Here is a 22,334-nt window from a genome sequence, read left to right as displayed (position 1 = left end):
GAGGCCTGTATATCGGTATCCGCTGCGGACGTTGCATCACCGCCACAGGCGCCACCACAGGATTTGCTCATGATACGACTCCACTTGAACAATGTTGTGGTACCATTTAAAACTATAAAGCTACTATAAGGTCAATAGAGTAAAGAATCCGTTGGGGAGGATGCTGATGCGCATTGGTCAGTTGGCGCAGTTGGTAGGGGTCGAAACACAGACGATCCGCTTCTATGAACAGCAGGGCTTGTTGCCGCCGCCTGATCGGCAGGACAACGGTTACCGTGTCTATACCGAGAAGCATGGTGAGGGGCTGGCCTTCATCCGTCGCTGCAGAATCCTGGGCCTGTCACTGGCAGAGATTCACGAACTACAGAGCTATCAGGACGACCCTCATCAGCCTTGTACCGCCGTCAACGCCTTGCTCGATGATCACATCTCTCATGTGCGGTCGCAGATAACCGCTCTGCAAGCGCTTGAGAAACAACTCGTTTCACTGAGAGCGAGTTGCAACGATGACCGGGAAGTTGAGGCGTGTGGGGTTCTTGCTGGAATTAGCGAAGGAAACATGCACCAGCAGTAGGTGAAGCATCAACCAGATAATCCGATGAGATGCCGGTCTGTCTCACTCTCATGCAAAGGTAAGATCAACCATTTAATCCGCTTACCCGAAAAAACAAACACATGGGTCATAACGCGATGAGTCAAAGTGCATCCGAATCAATCGCCATGGCCAGCTGTTAATGGCCAATTAATCTGGCCCACCTGAGGATGCGGCGCTTTTCTTGGACAATTTTCACACTGCAATACCTAAGCCCTGACGATACTCGACGGGACTCCTTCCACCCAGCGACATCTTGATTCTGGTCTCGTTATACCAACGGATGTAACCGTCGAGCTCCGCCATGAATTGCTCCATGGTAACGCCGGCCCACTGCCGCGGGTAGAAAAATTCGGTTTTTAGCCGGCCGAAGAAAGCCTCACAAGCGGCATTATCCGGCGTACATCCTTTACGTGACATTGAGCGCCTGAGGTTTGCTGTCTCAATGCGTTGAAGCCAGCCTGGCCAGCGGTAGTGCCAGCCCCGATCCGAGTGCACGGTTGGTGTCTCGCCAGAGGCTAGTGTACTGAGGGCCTCATCGAGCATAGAGTTCACAAGGTTGGCATTGGGTGACGGGCCAATCGACCAGCTGACTACCAGACCGTCGAAGCAATCGATCATCGGCGAGAGGTAAACCTTGCCAGGTGGAATTGCGAATTCGCTCAAGTCTGTTAGCCACTTTTCGTTAGGTGCAGGCGCTTTGAAGTCTCGAGAAATTATGTTCTCCGGCGCCGGGCCCAGCTCACCGCGATAGGTTTTAAAACGGTTACGCCGTGTGCTGCCGACAACTAGACCCTCTTCTGTCATAAGTCGGCGGACTACCTTTTCAGAGAGCTGCGAACCGCTGCGCCGCAGGCACTCGCCAATGCGCCGATAGCCATAACAGCGGTAATTCCTTTCGAAGATCACCACGATCTCTTTTCGTGCCTCGGCATACTTGTCGGGGCGCTGCAGAGCTTTCCGCTCGTAGTAGTAAGAACTCCGGGGCAGTTCTAGGGCCATGAGCAGCTTGGCGAGCTGATAGATATCTTTCAGGGCGTCAACCAGCAGAGTCTTCTCCCGATTGTTCAGGGTCCGCGGATTGATGCCCCCGTCTTTTTTTACAAGTTCGTTCGCCTTGATGAGTATGTCGTGTTCGAGTTGTAGTTCATGGACTCGTTTCTCTAGTGCCTTGATTTCGTCCTTCAGCCCACCTAGTTCATCACTATCGCCAACAGTGGTTCGTCCCCGTCGTCGCTTCATGGTTTGCCCCATTTCGGTATCGAGTAATTGGTTACGCCACTTATACAGAGCTTGGCGAGTGACGCCGAACTCGTGGGCAACCTCAGCGGCCGAGGTTTGACGGGTACATAGCTTGATGACGGCACATTTCCTCGCCGCCCTGGAGCGATCTGGCGGCATCGCCAGGCTGGACTCTCCCCTTGCTGCAGTTGGCGTTTCACCGTTTACCCATGCACGCAGCCACCCTTTGCTCGGATAACCAAGGTCCCTCACCGTTCGTGCTATGCATTGGCCAGTACGGAAATAATGTTCGACGGCTTGGCGACGCTCAGCCGAGGTGTATTTTGGCTTACGCTTTTTCCGTGAGGAAATCTGATTGGTAGCCGTGTAGCTCTGGTACCAGCGCCTTAACTGCTTCTTTGATGGATATCCGAGAACTCGGACGGTTGCAGCCGCGCTCTGTCCATACTGGATGTACAACTGAATGGCCTTTAGACGATCAGAATAGGAATACATGAACTACCTCCAAAGTAGTCCAGGATTTTCGCCGCACCCTCTAAGTGGACACTATCCTGACGCCGGAGACGACAGGCTCAAGACGGGATTACCGGACGCTTACGGAAAAGGCACTAAATATCTTTTGGGAAAAACAACGTAAAGACGGTCGACTCTCCTGGAATACTGGCAACCGTAACCATTCCTTCATGTAAGTCCATGATTGCTCTTACTATAGACAGTCCGAGACCAGTACCAACAAGCTGGCGGGAGCGGCTAGAGGGAACACGATAGAATCTGTCAAATATCCGTGTCATATGCTCTGCAGCTATTCCCTCGCCGCTGTTTCGTACAGCTATAATGGCATAATCTTTATTTTCGCTTAGCTCCAAGCTTATTATGCTTCGAGAAGAGCTGTGTCGAATAGCGTTCGATAAGAGATTGTAAATAGCTCTTTGCATCATCAAGCTGTCTGCTTTAGTGTGGGCATCACCCACTACCTCAAGAGATATATTTTTCTCTTGGGCTTCGTCTAAAAACAAATCAACCACTTTGACAACCTCCTCGCGAAGATTAACAGAAGCAAGGGTCAAAGAGAGAGTTGGACTGTTGGCGGAAACAATAAACAACATCTGCGATATCACTTGCGATATGCGATCAAGCTCTTCAGCACAGCTTTCGAGCGCCTGTTTGTATATTTCAGGAGTTCGCGCTCTGGACAGCGTCACCTGTACTTTCCCTAAAATATTATTGAGTGGAGAGCGCAACTCATGTGCGAGATCATCAGAGAACTGCAGTAATTTTTGAATATCCCTATCTAATCGCTCCAGCATAAAATTTATCGCGTGCGCAGAATTTTTCAGCTCCTCAGGAAAAGTCGTAAAATCTATACGATGATCAAGATCGTGAGCAGAGATTCGAGCGGCAATCGCACTAAATTTATATAAAGGGGATAATCCATGGCGGACTAGCCACCATCCACATCCACCCACAAGAATCAAAATAAGTGGAAGAGATAAGAAGGTAGATTTTATGTAGGACTTTAATAGAGCCGCATCACTTTCACGCTCCAACAGCAAAGTGACTACTATATCATTGCCATCAGCCAGCCTAATCATCTTATTCATGCCGAGTATAGCGTAGCCTGTGGGTGGAAAATATTCCTCGTACCCAGAGGTATATTTAGCGATATCCGAGAATACCTTAAGAGCCGCCTCATTTCCCACACTCAATATAGGAGCACCTGGATGCTCTGCATCCCTAACAATTAATGCAAGATAATCGTGCCCAATAACATAATCGTTCAATATGTGCGGAGTCAATATAACTTCGGATTTCGCACTATAGCTTTCCAAAAGGCCATGTTCTATTTGGTTTAGCTTTTCGCTTAAGGAGCCACGTGCTCGGATGTCAAGTTGCCGGCCAATTTCGAAATAGGTGAAAGCGATTATCAAAAGCACCACGATCACACCCATGAGGCCTACTGCAATACCTAGGCGGGTCGATAAACGTTTCGGCCTCATTCTCTCGACTCTAAAACATAGCCCACACCACGCAACGTATGTATCAACTTGCGATCAAACGGGTCATCAATTTTTGCACGAAGCCGTCGAATCGCTACTTCGACAACATTGGTATCACAATCGAAGTTTATGTCCCATACCGTTGATACTATCTGCGTGCGTGTAAGAACTTCACCAGCGTGTCGCATCAAAAAATGCAGAAGAGTGAGCTCCTTGGCTGTCAGGTCGATACGCTTTCCCGCACGCACCGCTCTATGGCGCCCTTGGTCTAGTTGCAAGTCATCAACTACAAGCACATCCGGGGAGAGAGGGCTACTATCAGTTCGGCGGATCAAGGTCTTTATTCTGGCTAGTAGCTCAGGGAACTGAAAAGGTTTGACTATATAATCATCTGCCCCTAGATCGAGACCGCGCACCTTCTCTTCAAGGCGGCCTCGTGCCGACACTATGATTATCCCCGCCTCTTTATGCTCTCTAATCTTTTTAAGAACATCCCATCCTTCCATTTCAGGAAGATTAATATCCAATATGATTGCGTCATAATTATAAGTCAATGCTAAATGACAGCCGTTCACGCCGTTATTGGAAACATCTACGACATAACCACTCTCAGTCAATCCTTGACGCATATAGTCAGCAGTTTTTACTTCATCCTCAATAAGGAGAATTCGCATCATTCTTTTCCATACAGGTCTGGAGGGTGACGGATGACATTGGTATTCACGCATGATCGCGATAGGCAAGTAATCGAAGTGCGTCGAAGACGACGATCAAGGTAGAACCTTCGTGTATCGCAACTGCCGGCCCAATGGTAATTGCTCGTTGGGACGGACGAGTACGGCGTCACCGATGACCAGCTCTTCAACCGGTACCTGGTGGGTTCTGCCGTCCCGACGCACTGTTGCGCGCTTCGGTGCAAGCTCTGCTAGTGCCTCAATGGCCCGTTTCGCACGGCCCATGGCGTAGTGCTCGAGCGCGTGACCGAGGCTGAACAGGAATAGTAATAATGCCCCTTCAGCCCAGGCACCCAATGCAGCAGCGCCAACCGCAGCCACCAGCATCAGCGTGTCAATCTCGAATTTTTTGAGTCGCAGGTTATCCAGCGCCTCGCGCACAGTGAAGAAGCCGCCAAAAAAGTAAGCGCTGATATAACAGGTTACCGGTAACCACGGCGGCGTGCCGAACACCAGCTTTTCCATGGCGAATCCGAGCACCAACAAAACGCCACTGGTGAGGGCAAAGATCAGTTCGCTGTTCGACCCGAAAAGACCGCTGTGGCCGTGATGATGCTTGCCGCTATGCTTGTGACCCTCCTCTTGATCGTGCGGCTGCGCCCCTTCGGCGCGAGCCGCCGGGGCGTCAATATCGATGGGTTTCACGCCCAGGCCTTTCAGCAGCTCCAGGATCGCCTGTTCCGAGCATTGTTCACGATCGTACTCAACACGGACCCTGCCGACTGCGCTCACATCCGCTTCTAAAACACCTGTGAGAGCGCGCAGCTGATCGGCTATCGTCTGCGCATGGCGCTGATGGGTGATACCTTCTACTTCCCACAGTCCATGACCAAAACGCTCCGTGACCTGCGCACCGGCCGCCGTCAAAAGTTCACGGATGCGCGCCAATGTCAGCGCATCCGGATCGTAATGTACACACAGCTGGCTTGTCCCATCGTCTTGCATATAGAGGTAAACCCTTTTCACCCCCGGCTGACCGCGTAACGCAGCGACCAGCCGTTCCACGCAGGCGTCGGCAACATCCGGGACATTCGGCAGCAAAATAGGCAGATCGATGCGCAACAGTGTTCCCGAGGCTATCGTTTGTTCAGTGTCATGAGCTTGCATGTGCTTGCTCCTCTGTCTATTCAATGCGCACGGGTTCCAGCCGGGGCTTGGCGATGCGCGCGGCAAAGGTGGGTAGCACCAACAACGTGAGGATTGTTGCTGTCAACAGGCCGCCAATGACCACGGTCGCCAGCGGCTTTTGTACTTCTGCTCCCGCTCCACTGGCAATGGCCATCGGGATAAAGCCCACGATGGCGACCAAGGCAGTTGTAAGCACCGCTCGTAGGCGACTCGCGGCACCGATAGTTGCGGCTTCTAGGCCGGAAAGGCCAGTATCCAGGCGTTCGCGGATTGCCTGCATGAGGACCAAGCCGTTGAGTGTTGCTACCCCTGAAACGGCGATGAAGCCGACCGCTGCCGACACCGAGAACGGCATGTCCCGTACCAATAACGAAAGCGCGCCGCCCACTAATGCCAGCGGTACGCAGGCGAACACCAATGCGGCTTCGCGTACGGTGCCGAGCGCCATGTACAACAGACTCCAGATCACCAGAAACACCACCGGAATCACGAGCATTAGCCGGGCTTCGGCGCGTTGAAGGTTTTCGAATTGGCCGCCCCAATCGAGATAGACTCCGGCCGGTAATGAGACATCAGCCACTGCCTTCTGGGCCTCAGCTACGAAACCGCCAAGATCGCGGCCGCGTACGTTGGCCTGCACAACAATCCGGCGGCTACCGTTATTGCGGCTGATCTGGTTGGGACCTTCGCTAACTTCAATGCGAGCGACGGATGAAAGGGGAGCGACCGTACCGTCCGCACCGATGACGGGCAGAGCAGCTAATTGAGCCGGGTCGTTGCGTGTCGCTTCGTCGAAGCGAACTACGACATCGTAACGGCGATCGCCTTCGAATATCTGACCCGCTGCGGTGCCGCCGATGCCGGTGGCCAATGCCTCACTGACGTCTGCCGCAGTCAATCCGTAGTGCGCCGCAGCAGTATGGTCTATGCGTACGGTTAGTGTCGGCAAACCAGATACCTGCTCAACGCGCACATCCGCTGCGCCGTCCACGTTACGCAGTTGTTGCGAAATCTGATTGGCCACGCCCTCCAGAATACCGAAATCATCGCCATACACCATCACCGCGAGATCCGTACGTACACCCGAGATCAGCTCGTTAAAGCGCAGTTCGATGGGCTGGCTGAACTCAAAAGCATTGCCGATCTGGTTGCTGACCACCGACTCAAGCCGGCTGATCAGAGCGTCTTTTGCGAGAGACGGGTCCGGCCACTCAGACTTCGGTTTGAGGACAATAACACTGTCACTGATGTTGACCGGCATAGGGTCAAGGGCTGCTTCTGCAGTTCCTGTGCGCGAGAAAATGGTTTCGATCTCGGGCTCACTCGTGATCGCCTTCTCCAACGCAAGCTGCATCGCGAGAGATTGCTCCAGCGATGCAGAAGGTACCCGTAATGCCTGTAGTGCCAGGTTGCCTTCATCAAGGGTCGGTACGAATTCCCGTCCCAGCGACATGAATGCGGTAGAACCGATCGCAAGCATGACGGCCGCGCCTGCGAGGACGGTGCGTGGCCGCCGCACCGCAGCGCGGATGATAGGCTCTACTTTGCTCCGAACGTAGCGGATGATTCGCGTCTCGTGTTCGCCTTCGTACCCCGCATTTCCTTCGTGCGATACATTGATTTTGGGTTCACGGACAAATAGCGCTGCCATTGCTGGCACGAAGGTAAAGGAGAAGATAAAGGCACCGGCCAAGGCGAGCATGAAGGTTGCGGCCATTGGCTGGAACGTCTTGCCTTCCACCCCTTCCAGGGTGAGCAGCGGTACAAACACCAACAGAATGATGAGCTGACCGAACGCAGCAGGCCGCACCATTTTGCGCGTTGCTTGGATCGCCACTCCCATGCGTTCGCTGGCCGAAAGCGAACGACCCAGCTCCGCCCGCTTTTGCCCAAGCATGAGCAGCGTTGCCTCTACCACGATCACCGCGCCATCGACCAGCAAGCCGAAATCGAGTGCGCCCAGGCTCATCAGGTTCCCGCTGATGCCGAAGCGATTCATCCCAATCACCGCAAACAGGAAGGACAACGGTATAACCAGTGCAGTGATCGCAGCGGCGCGGATGTTGCCCAATAGCAGGAACAATACAACAACGACCAGCAGGGCACCTTCAGTCAGGTTCTTGGCCACTGTTTTAATCGTGGCGTTAACCAGCACACTGCGATCGAGCACCGGTTGGGCCACAATCCCTGGTGGTAGGGAGCGGCCGACCTCTGTCAGACGCTCAGCGGCAGCTTGTGCGACGGTGCGGCTGTTGCCCCCGGCGATCATCAATGCCGTACCGAGTACCGCTTCATGACCGTCTCGGGTCGCAGCGCCTAGCCGCGGTGCCTGGCCTAAGCCAACATCTGCCACATCAGCAACGCGGATCACCATGCCGTTGCGGTTGGCGACCGGAGCCCGCGCCAGATCATCAACGGTTTGCGCCAGAGCATCGGCTCGGACGATGAGGCCGTCGCCGGCACGTTGTATGAAGCCTGCACCAGCCTGCACGTTCGAACGTTTCAGCCCCTGCACCAAGTCATTCAAGCTCAGGCCATAAGCGGCCAAGCGGTCGGCATCAGGCCTGATCGCATATTCCTTAACATAACCGCCAATCGTGTCGACGCCCGCGAGTCCCGGCGTAGACCGCATTTGTGGCGCGACGATCCAGTCCTGTACAGTACGCAAATACGTGGCACGTTCCTGGGGGGTTGTCAGCCGATCGCCTTCCGGTGTCAGATAGCTTTCATCAGTTTGCCAGCCAGGCGTACTGGACGTGCTCGCGGTTTCTGGATCGAACGGTATGAAATCCACCGTCCACATTAGCACCTCACCCAGCCCGGTGGTGACGGGCGACATCATCGGCGTGACCTCCTCGGGGAGTTCCTCCTGCACCTCACGCATCCTTTCGGCGACTTGCTGACGCGCGAAATAGATATCAGTCTGGTCGGTAAAGATGGCTGTTACCTGTGAGAAGCCATTACGCGACAGGGAGCGTGTGCTAGTCAGGCCGGGGATACCGGCGAGCGCGGTTTCGAGCGGATAGGTGACTTGGCGCTCGATCTGATCTGGTGCCAATGCAGGCGCTACGGTGTTGATTTGTACCTGTCTATTGGTGATATCAGGCACCGCGTCGATCGGCAACTGGCTAAGCTGGAAAAGGCCATAGGTACAGATGAGTGCCGCGATGAACACCACCGCCCAGCGGAAGCGAACCGCTGTTTCGATAATCAACTTGAACATGATGGTGTCCTCAGTGAACGTGCTCGGCTTCGCCTTTGGCGAGTTCGGCTTTTAGCAAGAAGGCATTAGTGCCGGCAATGCGCTCATTACCCGATAGTCCCTTGAGGATTTCGATCTGACCGCCAGCGCGACGCCCGGCAAGTACCGGTGTGGCACGGAAATCCTCTTCGGTAAACACGAACACCACAGATTGACCATCCACCATTTGAACTGCGTCGGCTGGCACTGTCAGGCCGCCATCCTGCTGGTTGGTAATGATGCTCCCAGACACGGGCGAGCCAACAGGCGGTAGCTTTCCAGCGGTCGGAGTGGCACGTACAAGTGCAGCACCACTGCGCTCGCTGGCATCAAGAGCGACTCCCACCACCACCGCTTCCACACTCCCAGCAGGGCTAGTGACGCGCATGCGGGCACCTGGCGCGACTTGTGCGGCGAAGGCTGCCGGCATGGAGAAGGCTAATTCTGTTCTAGCTGGGTCGGACACTTCTGCGACAATGCCACCGGATGACATAAAACCACCGGGCGTGACTTCGACAGCACCGACCGTACCTGCCAGCGGGCTGGTGATCGCAATGCGCCCTTGGGCGTCCGGTGAACCGACAGCCTCCATCTGTGCCCGGGCGGCGCGTGCGGCCGCATCAGCAGCCAGCGACTTGGCACGGGAGGCCTCCAGCTCTTGACGGGCAACTACGCCTTGTTCAACCAGCTTCAGGTCGCGCTGGTAGATGAGACGTGCAGCTTCCGCTGCTGCAATAGCAGTGTCGGTGTCTGCATAGAGTGTTGCAGCCTCACCGCTGACGAGTATGGCGAGAGCCTGACCTGCTTCAACCGTGTTGCCGGGGGCAACATTTACCTGCACGACACGACCGCTTACCGGTGCGGCGATGGCTGCCTTGGCATCTATAGCTGAGATGACTCGTCCGGTCAGCCTGGTTTCGTGGCCACCGCCACGGCCCACCATGACAATGGATATATCGGAGGCCTCTATCTGTCGAGAGGTCAGGCTAACGACACCCTCGTCTTCATGTTCGGCGCCACTCTCGCTGCCATGATCGTCATTATCATCGTGAGCGGGGCCGTTATCCTCGTGATCATGATTCGCATCTTCAGCAGTGCTGTGAACGAGAGCCTGAGCTGGCCAGTCCACGAGGTTGGCCAAGCCAAATCCCACGAGTACCGCTACAAACAAGGCGATGACAGAGAAACGGCGATTTCTTACATTAATCATGGTGCTTCCCCAAAAGGTACGCGCCCTTCCAGGCGCGCCAGGTCAATTTCTGCGCGGACGCGCGCGAGGCGGGCATCTACAGCTGCGTAACGGGCGTCAATTAATGCTGTACGGATGCTGCGCAATTCCAACTGCGAGATACGTCCCGCGTCGTAACCGATACGTGCCAGGCGATAGGCTTCCGTAGCCGCCGCCACGCCACTATCAGCAGCGTGCGTTCTACTATTGGAGGCGCCGAGGCTGGCTTGGGCCGCCCGGTGGGCCGCCAGGACTTCCGACCTGCTATAGGCGAGTCTCGCCTCGGCGGCCCGCTGCTGAGCTTGTGCTGCGCTAATAGCACCCTTGTTACGGTCAAATATTGGAATTGATAGACTGACCCCAAACATGAAAGCCTTATCACTGGTCTCACCGAATCGTTGCATGCCAAGCGATGCTGTGACGTCCGGACGAGCACGGCGCTGCTCTACGGTGACAAGGCCCTCAGCAGCGTCCAGCTCAGCTTCCGCGACCCTCACTGCCATTGGCACAGTTGAAAATGCATCAGGCTCTTCGGGTACGCGGTCGAGCAGGCTGTAACTGATCGAGCTGGCTGGTTCGTCCAATGACGCCAGTGCGGTAAGTTGAGCCAAGGCGGCGTCACGGTTTGCCCGGGCCTCGTCCAATCTCGCCTGGGCAGCGGCCACCTCGCTGTTTGCTTGAAGAGCGCGCAACGTGGGTTCCCGGCCTTGATCCACGAGCGCTTGCGCCGCTCGCAATTCGTGCTGTGTCAAAGATAATGCCTCACCTGCCAGCTTGTGGCGCAAGGTGGCAGCTTCTGCCTCAGCATAGGCGATAGCCAGACGACCAGCTGTCATCCAGCGTGTCTGGTCTCGACGTAGCCCAGCAGCTTCCGCTTCGGCCTGCGCCGCATGGATACGCGCTCCGCGTTGTCCCCAGAGCTCCAGCGGCTGGCTGATAGATATCGTGGAATCCGCGCTACCGTAACCGGAGTAAGGACCGCTGCCATAGGCATTTTCTGCCTCTAGCGTTATAGAGGGGTTGGGTAAAGCTCGTGCCTGTCGCGCCTGAGCTTCTGCGGCGTCGTACAGAGCTTCGGCTTCGAGCGTGGCAGGTGAAAGGCCGAGTTGGTCGATCAGAACTTCATAAGATGGTGCTGGGGCGGCCAGTATCGATGGTGTCGATATGATTGACGCGGCCACCATGGTACACCCGAGCGCACGCAGCGATCGGTCAAGTAGCATAGGCATGCAAAACTCCCAAAGCGATGGTTGACAAAGCACCTGCGGAAGCAGGTATGGAAGCTCGTCAAGCTTTGGGGGGGCGTATCAATCCGTCGGGCGAGTGAGAAAGAGCCTTCTTAAAGTCCATCAAGTCATATCTTACGCGGTCGACCGGCGCTGTGCCTGAGGCAGTTGCGCAGACATGTGATGTTGTATGGTGGCAATGGCCATGATCGCAATGGCCATCCACGAAAGCAAAAGAACTTCCTTTTTCTTGTGTCTGATGATCAGGCTGTTTACCCCCATCGGCAGCGATGGGGACATCAACCGTCCCAACCTCTATCATACAAGCAGCAGCATCAACAAGAGGTATGATCGCGAATGCTCCCAGAAGCAACGCGACGATCATTAGCCTATGTAGATGGGAAAATCTGTTCATGATCGAGAGGCTATCAGAGATGCAAACATCGCGCAATATACCTGGCTAGTGAAAATCTGTAACCGCAAAAAACTTAGTCAGTGTAATCCACCCCTACCTTATCTGGGTTGCAGCCTAGCTTTGGTTGCGATGACTGTCGGTCTCCCTAGTATCTATACATACATTGCTGTCCAGCTCCATTTCAAGTGTCGAGTGGTCAACTTTGAATTGCTCATGAAGCACACGTTTTAATTCAGCCTTCAGCCGCTCGATGTCGGGCAAATCAACCGTCCTTATGACAACATGGGCTTCCAAGGCAATAGTATGTTCGGCGATTTCCCAAACATGTACATGATGGACGCTCTCAACGCCGCTCATATCCTCCATGACATAGATGATATCAGGAATGGACACTCCTTCCGGCACCCCCTCCATTAGTAGGTGAATGGTTTTGGGTAGCATACTAAACCCCTGCCACAAGACGTATCCAGCAATGATTAATGTCAGTACAGTATCCGCCCAGTACCAGCCGTACAGAAGGATCAATGTCCCAGCTATAACAACACCAACGGAGGCTAATGCATCCGAAACATTATGCAAGAACGCCGCCTTTATATTCATGCTGTTCTTAGACATCGTGTAGGTTAGGCTGGCTGTGACGACATCTACAATTAAGGCTATTCCCGCCACCACGACCACTGTCCACCCCTCAATCGGTTGGGGGGAAAAAAAGCGACCTATAGCCTCGTAAATAAGGTAGAGACCGATGATAATCAGTGTGACCAAGTTGATCAAAGCCGCTATGGTTTCACTACGTCGATAGCCAAAGGTTTTAAACGCATCTGGTGGTCTGCGGCCGATCTTACGTGCGATGAGCGCTATTATCAGCGATGCGGCATCACTCAAGTTATGTAGCGCGTCAGCTATGAGTGATAGGCTGCCAGAGAGCACTCCACCTACGACTTGTGCGAATGTCAATACGATGTTGACGCCGATAGCAGCAACCAGACGCTTATCGCCTAAGGTTTCGGGGTTATGGTTATGGCTCATTTTTCTTAACCGCTCCTAGAAAAAGCCAACGTAAAGCCACAGGATAGATCCGAACGACCCAAGGGCAATAGCGTCAACACCGTTTGACAAGGCAATAATTTGCCAGCACTCCACCGATTACAATACGACCAGCGCTGTGCGAATTCGTGCCGTCACTTTCGTCCACATACAGATAACTGGACGATCCCGCGAAACGCCTCGCCATATATGTAACCTATCCATTGTCTTATGTCACCTGACAAATTTGTAATCCCTGTACGGTGCTTTTTATTAAGACAAAGCGGCGCAAATACTTCCTGTCAGTTTTGTAATTTCTCAGTCCTCTGCAGGACAGCTTAAATCGGTATGCTGTTGTAAATACACTTATGGGGGCGAGGTATGATTAAGACTTCAGTAGCGGCTTTACTTTTTGTTTTTACACTAACGGCGCAAGCCACTTCATTCTATGGTGACAACCAAGCACTCCTAGAAGAGCATGAGCGCTTTGTAGAGTCTTATGCCGAATAAACAGGGCAAAAAGTCCCTGCAGTAAAAGATTATGAATACGGAATGAAGCTTGACATCGCAAACTCGATTCGAGTTTCAAGAGACCCAAAGAGTTGCGGTGTTTTCAAAAGAATGTCGACATTTGAAAATTCAAACGGGGAGTTGGAAACCATAAGGTATTCCATGCTATCAAGATGCCCAGGGGAAAATTAGGGCAGCTGCAAGAACTAGCACAAATTGAAATGCCAGGCATTTCCTGGCATTTCACTATTCGCTTATATCAGAAAATAACAGCAAGCGTTAACCATTATCCCGGGATTCATCAGAAACTTTTTCTTTCTCTTGATCGCTTTCGGTTACTTGGGCCGCTGACGCCCGTTCAGCTCGCAAGCGTTCCTGGTTGGACCTGAAATTCTCATGGAACGCCCTCATACGATCAAGGCCACCATTTGCTTGCTCGTTAACTGCGTAAACTGGACTCAAAAAGCCCATCAGCATCCCTACAGCTAATAGACGTATAATAATGGTCATCGGAAGCCTCACTTATTCGAGTGTTGATGATGAAATTTCTTCTTTAGTTTAAACTGCTTCCGATAACGCAAAGATGAGCAGAACATTACAATTCTGTTATCTTGCAGCTAGCCATGGCGTGCGCTGACCAAGCCATGGCCATCCGATACTGCAATTTCTGTGATGCTGTTAAGATTCCAGCTCCGTAAAATAGCGCTGCAACAGTCCCTTCGGGCTATATGCTCGCGCTTGGCCATGAGCACTTCCAGATGAAACTTTATCGCTAGATTGAGGCCAGAGCTTCGGGCTCCACCTACTGGTAATCTGTAAGAACACCGAATTGCTCGGTTTCCCGATCATCTTTGCATCCCGCGCTCAGTAAAATAAGCTGCTTCTCAACTGCTTGCAGAGCGATTATCTGTGGCCGCATATGAGAGATGTGACTATCGAGCAAGACAATGATGGCGGTACAAGACTGGCGACGATCAGCCTGATAGCTCGGAGGCTCGGAAGCCTCTGCCAATGACAGATCAAGTGTTCGGCTGCTGCGAATGAAGACCAGCCACTTACCATGCTTGTCGGTATAGGCACGTAATTGATTTCTTGCCGATCAGGATGGGGTAGCAAGCCTGCTGTGCATAGGAAGGGGAGTTTGTGCACAGCCCTACTAATCGTGCCAACTGACCAATGCGCCTCAGTCTCTTCAGCCAATCCTCTTTCAGCTATACCATATATGGCTACTATATGGTTTTGAGTGGCATCACACATTGGTCAAGTGGAATAGTAGCATGAGAAAATCCTGTGGTAGCGCCTGTGACGGTGACGCAACGCCCGCAGTGGATAGCAATATTCAACGCTCCTCCGCATCTGGGAAAAGGTGCGGGATCTCGTGGATGGGCAGCTTGTACATCTCATTCATTGTTTGGATGCGGTCGCGAAAACTCTTGCTCATTGGTCCTTCTCCGTAGGTGAAGCTTTCGCAGCAGACACTACGCTTCTTTTTTAGGATAAATCAATTCAGGATAAATAGGGGGCAGATGAAAATAACCCTTGTTTGCAGTACTAGATTTAATGAGTTCTCACCGCTTCGATAAACGTCCGTGGAATTCCGCTTCTGGCCGATTGCAGGCGTTCAGCGTCTAAAGAACTTAACCCGCGGCCCCCTTGGACGCTGCCTGACCGAGACTTTCCGGAACAGCTTGCTACGAGCGCTCCAGTTAAGCTCGCGTTCTTACAACGGCGTATCCACGAAAAGCTTTATGTCAAAAGCCACTTCATATTATGTGCCGTATTTTGTGCCAAACTTACAGATGCTTGTTAAGCGCCCACCAAAATCGGCATAAAATGGCACAAAGCGTGATAACTATTTTTAGTTACTAATCAATGCTTTATGCGATAAACGCACTATTAACAGCTAGCAACATTAATTAAAACATTTAGCACGCATGCATTAATTTTTGCCCTCCGAAGGCGGATAAAAAGGCCCAGCGAATGCTGGGCCTTTTTTGTTGAACGTCTGATCAGCAAGACCTTTCTAACGCAACCGGATCCAAATACGGAAATGCCCGAGAATACCCACTCACGGCAAAACTTGGGTATTTGGAAACTCAAGATAATTCAGGCAACTATGTTCTTGAGTCTGGGGTATAGCACATAACACTCCATGGTCTTGAGGAACGGCTGAGTCTTTCTCTGAAACACGGGAAATATCAATAGATGTCTTCCAGATACCGGCCCTGAACTCTAAGTGTGTCAACGTCAAGCCGCAGCGGTTTGAGCATCTCGTTAATCACGCTCCTTACTCCTGCCGCCATATTCTGGCCACCGCAAACCAAGATTTGAGCACCTTTCTCAATCATCTGGCGCAGTTCAGCCTGATCCTGTCTGAGCTTATCCTGAACATAAACAGGCTCCTGAGACCTAGAAAAAGCCGTATTCAGACCGGTCAGCCGATGGTCTTCAAGATAACGCCCAAGCTCCGGCTGATAAAGAAAGTCCGACTGCTCGCTGCGCCCACCCCAGTAGAGATACATCGGAGAGCGTGCGGTGTTTTTGCGGATAAATCCGGCCAACGGCCCAATCCCGGCACCAGCACCAATCAGAATAACCGGGGTGTTTCCACTGGCTGGTCGAAATCCGGGGTTAAGGCGAACAAACCCATCAATTTGATCGCCCAGGGCAAGCTCGTGCAAAAAGCTGGAGCACAAGCCCCCTGGCTGCTTACGGACGCATACTTCCAGAACACCATCAGTCGCAGAGGAGGCCAGCGAGTAGAATCGCGCGGGCTCCCCGTTCGGCGGCATAACACCCAGCAGATCGCCCGCTTCGAAACGCGGCAGCCGGTCACGAGGCTGGCGGAATAATCGCCACCACCGGCCACGCTCTGCTTCTGCCACTTTGAAGCGCAGGATACTGGTAGGCGCTTGCACGGCGATTCCGTAATCAGCTCGATCAACAAGCTCCAGCCTTACTGTAGCCTGAGGTAATGGGTCAAAGGTCAGCGACAGTGGCACCTTTATTATCTGGCTAATGCTGTCTCCCCACTGGTTGAACTGAAGGCTGGAACAGCGATCTATCAGCTCAATCTTATGCAGCCTGGACAATCCTTTCTCGGCAAGCGCCGCATCTACTTCCAAGGCAAACTGACAAAAGCTAGGGAACTGTTTGTCTCCAAAACCCAGTACAACATATTTCAAATCCTTGTGACCCGTTAAGTGGGCCAGCCTGGACATGAACCGCCGCGCGGATGCCGGTGCATCGCCATCACCATAAGTCGAGGTCAATACAAAAAGCCGGGATGCCTGTGGATAATGCTCAGCCAGTGCGTTCATCTCACTGCAATGCACCCGAACACCCGCCTTGCTCAGGCCGGATTGGAGTTCTCGGGCAAAGCCCCAGGTGGCATTGTTTTCGGATCCGACAAGAATGATGGCTTCAGCCTCAGCGAGGCTGACACTGCCTGGTAACGTTACTGACATACGATATCGCCGCCACCAGAGGGTAATACCCGTGAATGACAGAGCCGGAACAGCGAGCGCCGCAGCACCGAGCATCAAGCTCAGCCACCACAGGCCTTCGCCAGTGTGCAAACGAACCATCCAGTGCTGAAACACGCTTTCTGCGGCATGCGGCTGAAACTTCAGCAACGCTCCGGTCGCTTGATCAACAAACCCGGCGCCATCACTGGTTGTCAGCGAGAACGCATCCTGCGCGTCTCCGGGATAGGGAAATACCAGTTCCCGTAACTCGCTGAGGTCAACATGCGTTAAGGCGCTCAGGGTCGCTACCGGAACCGGCCGCCCACCAGACACCTCGGCGGGAAAAGACGGCCCGCTTTCCACCGGCTCGGGCAACAGGCCGAAACGTAGCGCTGACATATAACCACCAGTCAATGCCGACAACAGCAATCCTAGAACAACAAAACGAGCCAATTCGGCGTGAATGCGACTGCTGCCTGAGCCGCTGAAGGGCTCCAACAATGCTCGCCAGCTGCCCACTCGGCGACGCAAAAGCAGAATGCCGGAGAAGCAAAGAAGGAGCATCACTCCCGCCATCAACCCGGCTAACATTCGCCCAGAATTATTCAGCAGAAACGAGCGATGCAGGTCCTTGATCCAAGTGAAAAAGGCCGAGGGCTCGTAGGGCGCAATACCCTCGCCGGTCAAGGGGTTGACCAGATCAGCGCCAGGCCGTCCTTCGTCGCTGTAATAGACGATGACGCGGCCAGATGGGCCATGCACAATCTGTTCGGTTCCGGGGTAGTGGGCAACGATCCGCCCTGCCAGCTCCGCCACAGTTACCTCACCCGCAGCCGGTATCACCGTTGCAACTCTGTCCAGGACAGGCACAAGGGACAAAGCGGCGCCTGTGACAGCAAGCATGACGAGCCCTACCGCTGCGAACAGCGCTGGTATACCGTGCAGTTTACGCAACATTACTGTCAGCCTCCCGTCCGTTAAAAATCGTAGCGAAAGGAACGGACATAACCGTTGCCTGACACCGACTGACCCACACCTTCGCTGGTCAGCGGTACGACGATATCCGAGCGATTGTCCCGTCTATCTTCAACGGCGGTGTCGATATGAACCTCATAGCCGTTGTCGATCAGCGAATCATCCAGATCCAGAACCACTTCCAACGTGCGCCCACTGGTTACACTGGCCCCGGTAATACCATCGTATTCAGCCGGCTCCAGTCCACTTCCACGAGCCCAGCCAACGAGGTGCTTGTAGTATTTGGGTTTATCTCCTGCAACCCAGAGCGTCTTCTCATATCCCCCGGCTGCATCTTTCAGGTACAGCGCCAGATAGGCGCCCTCACCTCTGTAGTTGAGCAGTTCAGTCGTGAAGGTCACCTCACGCGCCTGTGCAAGATCCGATATAGCGATCACCAGGCCCAGAACAATCAAGCACTTTTTCATAAGGTCTCTCCGGTAAAAGATGAACGGATCATTCGATCCTTGCGCTGGGCTGGACGTTGTCATTCACAGAAGAAGGGGCGGTCACAGTGTCTGCGCCCTCAGTCGATCGATGGCTATGACGGTCATCATGGTCATCGTCATCTTCGCGTTCCACTTCCATCAACAGCAGGGAGGCGGGTGCAAAATACGCCTCGACTCGATAGCCCTCCGGAGCCAGTCCCTTGACCTCATAGCAACCGTCATCGACCTTGATGCGGTATACCGTCCAGCCTTCGGCTTCCAGTTTAAGGCGCAGATTTTCACGAGGCTGCCAGCTGGTAACTGGATCATCACAATCCTCGTCAGCGAATGACGCGGTACTTAGAAAGGCGAGGGCGAGACCAATAAATAGGCTTTGAGTTTTCATGGCACGTCTCCTGTTATATCCACACCCCGGACTCTAACGATCATTCCTGACACTGAGCTGAACAAGGCGGACCAAGCGCATCCTGAAAATAAACAAGAGAAAAGCGGAGTCACTCAACCCAGTTCGTCCGTACGGTTGCTTCTGACCGGCTCTGGATGCGCCATAGTCCCTTGCCTGACGGAAAGGGGGCACGCTTAAGGCTACTGTCAGCTTGTACCTGTAGTATCGTGCTACCGAAGCTGGATCGGAGAGGAACTATGCGGGTATTGCTGGTTGAGGACACGGTTGGTCTGGGCGAAGCGGTGCGGGACCAGATCACCGATGATGGCCACGCCGTAGACTGGGTAGAAACCTTGCGCTTTGCTGACGCCAGCATGCAGGCCACGGCCTACGACCTGATTCTGCTCGACCTGATGCTACCGGACGGCCACGGAATTGATTTTTTGCGAAAGCACAGAGCAACCGGCAATGCCACGCCTGTGATCATTCTTACTGCACGGGATCAGGTCTCTGATCGGATAGAAGGACTCAACGCAGGCGCCGATGACTACCTGGTCAAGCCCTTTGACCTTTCTGAGCTGTCGGCCCGCGTTGCCGCGGTTGCACGGCGCTACCGGGGTGACCCTAACCCGCTGATACACCTGCGCGATCTGGAAATTGACCTGGGTGATCACCGTATCAGTCGCGGCGGCTTGCCGATCGACCTGACAGCTCGTGAATGGGCCATTTTTGAGGGCTTCATCCAGCGCCCCGGCATGTTGCTATCACGAGCGCAACTGGAAGATCGCCTTTACGCCTTCGGTGCAGAAATCGAAAGTAATACCATTGAGGTCTACATCAGCCGTCTGCGCAAGAAGCTGGGGCGTGAGGCCATTATCACTGTCAGGGGCATGGGCTACCGCCTGGAAACACATGACTAACCGGACCAGCCTGCAAAAGAGACTGGGCCTTGGCCTAACACTGGGCGTTACGCTGCTCTGGCTGCTGGGTGTTGCCGCTTCCGGCCTGGTGGCACAACATGAAATGAACGAGGTGTTCGACAGTGCCCTGGAAGAAACCGCCCAACGTATCCTGCCGCTGGCGGTTACCGATATTCTGAACCGGGAAAAGAATGCAGGTCTCCAGCGTGCCCCCGCCCTGAAAGACCATGACGAATACCTCACCTATCTGGTCAGAGACCAACACGGACAGCTCCTGCTGCAATCCCACGATGCTGATCCGCAGGTTTTTTCCACCCTGCCCCGGGAAGGATTCTCAAACACAGCGACACACCGGATATACGGTGTCTCTGCCGTCAGCGATAGCCTCTACCTGGAAGTGGCGGAGCCCCTGGCGCACAGGCGTGAAGCGGCGCTGGAAGCGGGGTTGGCGCTATTGCTGCCTCTGGTATTCCTGATCCCGGTCAGCCTGGTGGGCATTTGGTGGATAGTTCGCCTTTCTTTGCGCCAGGTAATCGATTTCCAGCAATCAATCGAATCGCGGGGGGCTGGCGACCTTTCTCCTGTTGCAGAGGGTAGATTGCCGAAAGAGTTTGAGCCGGTTGCCGTTGCTGTCAATCGACTGTTGGCACGATTACACCGCGCACTTGAAGCAGAGCGTAGCTTTACTGCCAACAGCGCGCATGAATTGCGCACACCCTTGGCCACGGCTCTCGCTAAAGTGCAGCGCCTGAAAGCCCAGGTACCGAATGACCAACTAAAAAACAAGGTTGCTGAGATTGAGCACGCGCTGCGCAATCTGTCAGATCTATCCGGTAAGCTGCTTGAACTGGCCAAAGCCGAAGGCGGGGGAGCAGTCACGCCTGATCGGCATAATCTGCTACCGATTCTCGCATTGATCTGCCACGATTTTGAGTCTCAGGTACCGGGACGGATCGCCCTGACCCTTCCAGCGCTAGACGTGAACGCCTTTATTGACCCCGACGCCTTTGCCATCTTGATCCGCAATCTGATTGAGAATGCGCTCAAGCACGGTGCCCAGACACAACCGGTCGAAGTCAGCATGCAGGGCGATGGCACCTTGCGCGTGAGCAACGCTGGCGACATCGTGCCAGCGAAACAGCTCGCCCTGTTACGCAACCGGTTTGTTCGCTCAACAACCGATGCGACGGGGTCCGGTCTCGGCCTGGCTATCGCTGACGCAATTGCCTCTGGCGCCGGAATGACGCTGCATTTGCGGTCCCCTGCAACGGGACGACAAGACGGCTTTGAAGCAGAGCTTAATGTGCTCAATGGCACCTGAGAATTGTTGATGCTATGCGCGGCAACGTACCGACAGGCACCCGTTAGCCTGAGATGGTGTTCGTCCTGACGTCTCAACCAGTGCTCCGTGCGCAGTGAAAGGAGATGCAGGCAACCAAAGCGTTTCCACGCGTTATAAGGACATTATCATGTTTCGGACCAAGCCTTTCTCCAGCGGCCAGGCTGCAATGCGTATTCTCAGCATTAGCCTTGGCTTACTCATACTGAGTGCCTGCGCCGCGCCAGCACTGCCACCCACCAGTGCACTGCAAGCGGCGCAAACGGCGATCACCAACGCAGAAAGGGCGCAGGTTGCGGATTACGCCTCCCCTGAACTGGGCATGGCCCGCCAGAAACTGACGGCTGCCAATGCCGCCGTAGCCGAGGAGGACATGCTGCGTGCCGAACGTCTGGCCGAGCAATCCCAGGTTGAAGCCGAGTTGGCACTGGCAAAGTCGCAGGCGGTTAACGCGAAAAAGGTCAACGATGAAATGCTCAGGAGCAACACCAGCCTGAGACAGGAAATGCAGCGCAACACTGGGGGTCAACAATGAACACTGTCCATAAGGTTCCAGCGCTGCTCAGCGTTATCGCCGCTTCTCTGCTGCTTGGTGCGTGCGCCAGTGGTCCGAGTGCGCCTATGGGTGCCGCCGATACGCGCAGCAAGCTGATCAGCCTGCAAGGCGACCCACAACTGGCCAATCGCGCGCCCGTAGCAATCAAGCTGGCTGAAACAGCGGTGATCGCCGCCGAAAAGCCGACTGACGACGAAGCGCTGGGGCAGCACCGGGTGATCATTGCCGACCGCAAGGTGGAAACCGCGCGTGCCCTGGCCGAAACCCGGCTGCTGGAAGAACAACGTACACAGCTCAGCAGCCAGCGCGAAAGTGCCCGCCTGGAGTCACGTACCCGTGAAGCCGATATGGCCCATCGTGCAACAGATATGGCCAATGCAGAAAACGAGGCGCTGAGAGTGCAACTCGCTGATCTGAACGCCCAGGAAACAGAACGCGGTCTGGCCATTACCTTGGGTGATGTGCTGTTTGCCACAGACAAGTCAGAGCTTCTGGGCGGCGGCGCCAGCCATTTGGACAAGTTGGTGACCTTTCTTCAGCAGGAGCCGGAGCGCACTGTGCTGATTGAGGGGCATACCGATAGCGTTGGCAATGCCAGCTACAACCTGGCGCTGTCGCAACGCCGCGCCGATTCGGTGAAAAACTATCTGCAAACGCGTGGCATCAGTGGCAATCGTCTGAGTGCCTCAGGCCAGGGTCAAAGCGCGCCAGTCGCCAGTAACGACACCACGTCGGGTCGGCAGATGAACCGTCGGGTCGAGGTCATCATCAGCCATCCTGTCTCAAGCAACTAAAGGATATGGGCAAATACTCGGCTCCATTGGAGCCGAGGTTGCCTTGATACGTGCAAAGGCCTCTTGCCACA

17 protein-coding genes and 2 pseudogenes are annotated in these 22,334 nt (G+C 54.1%); 6 read left to right on the top strand and 13 right to left on the bottom strand.

The window, feature by feature from the left end:
* The first annotated feature begins 166 nt into the window (after positions 1-166).
* Positions 167-574 (top strand): Cd(II)/Pb(II)-responsive transcriptional regulator, encoded by a 408-nt coding sequence (gene cadR, locus AC27HQ_RS03695; RefSeq protein WP_004364961.1) that lies wholly within the window; start codon positions 167-169, stop codon positions 572-574.
* Between the two features lie 213 nt (positions 575-787).
* Here cadR and AC27HQ_RS03690 read toward each other — a convergent pair whose 3' ends face one another.
* From AC27HQ_RS03690 to AC27HQ_RS03655, 8 genes are all read right to left on the bottom strand, one after another.
* Complete coding sequence (locus AC27HQ_RS03690) at positions 788-2,329, bottom strand: IS3 family transposase (RefSeq protein WP_487154590.1); 1,542 nt, start codon at positions 2,327-2,329, stop codon at positions 788-790.
* Positions 2,330-2,442: 113 nt separating this feature from the next.
* Complete coding sequence (locus tag AC27HQ_RS03685; RefSeq protein WP_487154589.1) at positions 2,443-3,831, bottom strand: heavy metal sensor histidine kinase; 1,389 nt, start codon at positions 3,829-3,831, stop codon at positions 2,443-2,445.
* Complete coding sequence (locus AC27HQ_RS03680) at positions 3,828-4,505, bottom strand: heavy metal response regulator transcription factor (protein WP_487154588.1); 678 nt, start codon at positions 4,503-4,505, stop codon at positions 3,828-3,830. Before AC27HQ_RS03680 ends, AC27HQ_RS03685 begins: the two co-directional genes overlap by 4 nt.
* A 96-nt stretch (positions 4,506-4,601) precedes the next feature.
* Complete coding sequence (locus tag AC27HQ_RS03675; RefSeq protein ID WP_487154587.1) at positions 4,602-5,672, bottom strand: heavy-metal-associated domain-containing protein; 1,071 nt, start codon at positions 5,670-5,672, stop codon at positions 4,602-4,604.
* A gap of 16 nt (positions 5,673-5,688) precedes the next feature.
* Positions 5,689-8,916: an efflux RND transporter permease subunit gene (locus AC27HQ_RS03670; RefSeq protein ID WP_487154585.1), complete on the bottom strand. Its 3,228-nt coding sequence runs from the start codon at positions 8,914-8,916 to the stop codon at positions 5,689-5,691.
* A gap of 10 nt (positions 8,917-8,926) precedes the next feature.
* Positions 8,927-10,144 (bottom strand): efflux RND transporter periplasmic adaptor subunit, encoded by a 1,218-nt coding sequence (locus tag AC27HQ_RS03665; RefSeq protein ID WP_487154584.1) that lies wholly within the window; start codon positions 10,142-10,144, stop codon positions 8,927-8,929.
* Complete coding sequence (locus AC27HQ_RS03660) at positions 10,141-11,391, bottom strand: TolC family protein (protein WP_487154582.1); 1,251 nt, start codon at positions 11,389-11,391, stop codon at positions 10,141-10,143. Before AC27HQ_RS03660 ends, AC27HQ_RS03665 begins: the two co-directional genes overlap by 4 nt.
* 526 nt (positions 11,392-11,917) lie before the next feature.
* A complete protein-coding gene (locus AC27HQ_RS03655) occupies positions 11,918-12,832 on the bottom strand; it encodes a cation diffusion facilitator family transporter (protein WP_487154581.1) in 915 nt (304 codons plus the stop codon).
* Between the two features lie 534 nt (positions 12,833-13,366).
* Between AC27HQ_RS03655 and AC27HQ_RS03650 the strand changes: the two are divergent.
* A pseudogene (locus AC27HQ_RS03650) lies at positions 13,367-13,531 on the top strand (DUF2790 domain-containing protein); the annotation flags it as partial.
* Between the two features lie 87 nt (positions 13,532-13,618).
* On the opposite strand, the gene AC27HQ_RS03645 reads toward AC27HQ_RS03650, so the two are convergent.
* The 5 genes and pseudogenes from AC27HQ_RS03645 to AC27HQ_RS03625 all read right to left on the bottom strand — a co-directional run bounded on the left by AC27HQ_RS03645 (position 13,619) and on the right by AC27HQ_RS03625 (position 18,654).
* Positions 13,619-13,849 carry a hypothetical protein gene (locus tag AC27HQ_RS03645; protein WP_487154579.1) on the bottom strand — a complete coding sequence of 77 codons (231 nt, stop codon included), beginning with the start codon at positions 13,847-13,849 and terminating at the stop codon, positions 13,619-13,621.
* Positions 13,850-14,141: 292 nt separating this feature from the next.
* Positions 14,142-14,526 (bottom strand): annotated as a pseudogene (locus tag AC27HQ_RS03640) (MerR family DNA-binding protein).
* 1,011 nt (positions 14,527-15,537) lie between these two features.
* Positions 15,538-17,763, bottom strand: coding sequence for a PepSY domain-containing protein (locus tag AC27HQ_RS03635; RefSeq protein WP_487154578.1), 2,226 nt, complete (start codon positions 17,761-17,763; stop codon positions 15,538-15,540).
* 20 nt (positions 17,764-17,783) lie between these two features.
* Positions 17,784-18,248 (bottom strand): DUF2271 domain-containing protein, encoded by a 465-nt coding sequence (locus tag AC27HQ_RS03630; RefSeq protein ID WP_487154577.1) that lies wholly within the window; start codon positions 18,246-18,248, stop codon positions 17,784-17,786.
* Between the two features lie 28 nt (positions 18,249-18,276).
* On the bottom strand, positions 18,277-18,654 hold the full coding sequence (locus AC27HQ_RS03625; RefSeq protein ID WP_487154576.1) for a PepSY domain-containing protein: 378 nt from the start codon (positions 18,652-18,654) through the stop codon (positions 18,277-18,279).
* Positions 18,655-18,911: 257 nt separating this feature from the next.
* Here AC27HQ_RS03625 and AC27HQ_RS03620 point away from each other — a divergent pair, with 257 nt between their 5' ends.
* The 4 genes from AC27HQ_RS03620 (at position 18,912) to AC27HQ_RS03605 (ending at position 22,263) form a co-directional block, all read left to right on the top strand.
* Positions 18,912-19,574, top strand: a complete 663-nt coding sequence (locus tag AC27HQ_RS03620) for a response regulator (protein WP_487154574.1) — start codon at positions 18,912-18,914, stop codon at positions 19,572-19,574.
* Complete coding sequence (locus AC27HQ_RS03615; RefSeq protein ID WP_487154573.1) at positions 19,567-20,895, top strand: sensor histidine kinase; 1,329 nt, start codon at positions 19,567-19,569, stop codon at positions 20,893-20,895. Before AC27HQ_RS03620 ends, AC27HQ_RS03615 begins: the two co-directional genes overlap by 8 nt.
* 148 nt (positions 20,896-21,043) lie before the next feature.
* On the top strand, positions 21,044-21,448 hold the full coding sequence (locus AC27HQ_RS03610) for a DUF4398 domain-containing protein (RefSeq protein ID WP_487154571.1): 405 nt from the start codon (positions 21,044-21,046) through the stop codon (positions 21,446-21,448).
* Complete coding sequence (locus AC27HQ_RS03605) at positions 21,445-22,263, top strand: OmpA family protein (RefSeq protein ID WP_487154570.1); 819 nt, start codon at positions 21,445-21,447, stop codon at positions 22,261-22,263. The genes AC27HQ_RS03610 and AC27HQ_RS03605 overlap by 4 nt, the downstream gene beginning before the upstream one ends.
* Positions 22,264-22,334 lie beyond the last annotated feature (71 nt).

It is taken from the genome of Halopseudomonas sp. 4NH20-0008, assembly GCF_057548395.1.
The sequence above is the reverse complement of the archived record's forward strand: the minus strand, read 5'-3'. Positions and strand labels throughout refer to the sequence as shown.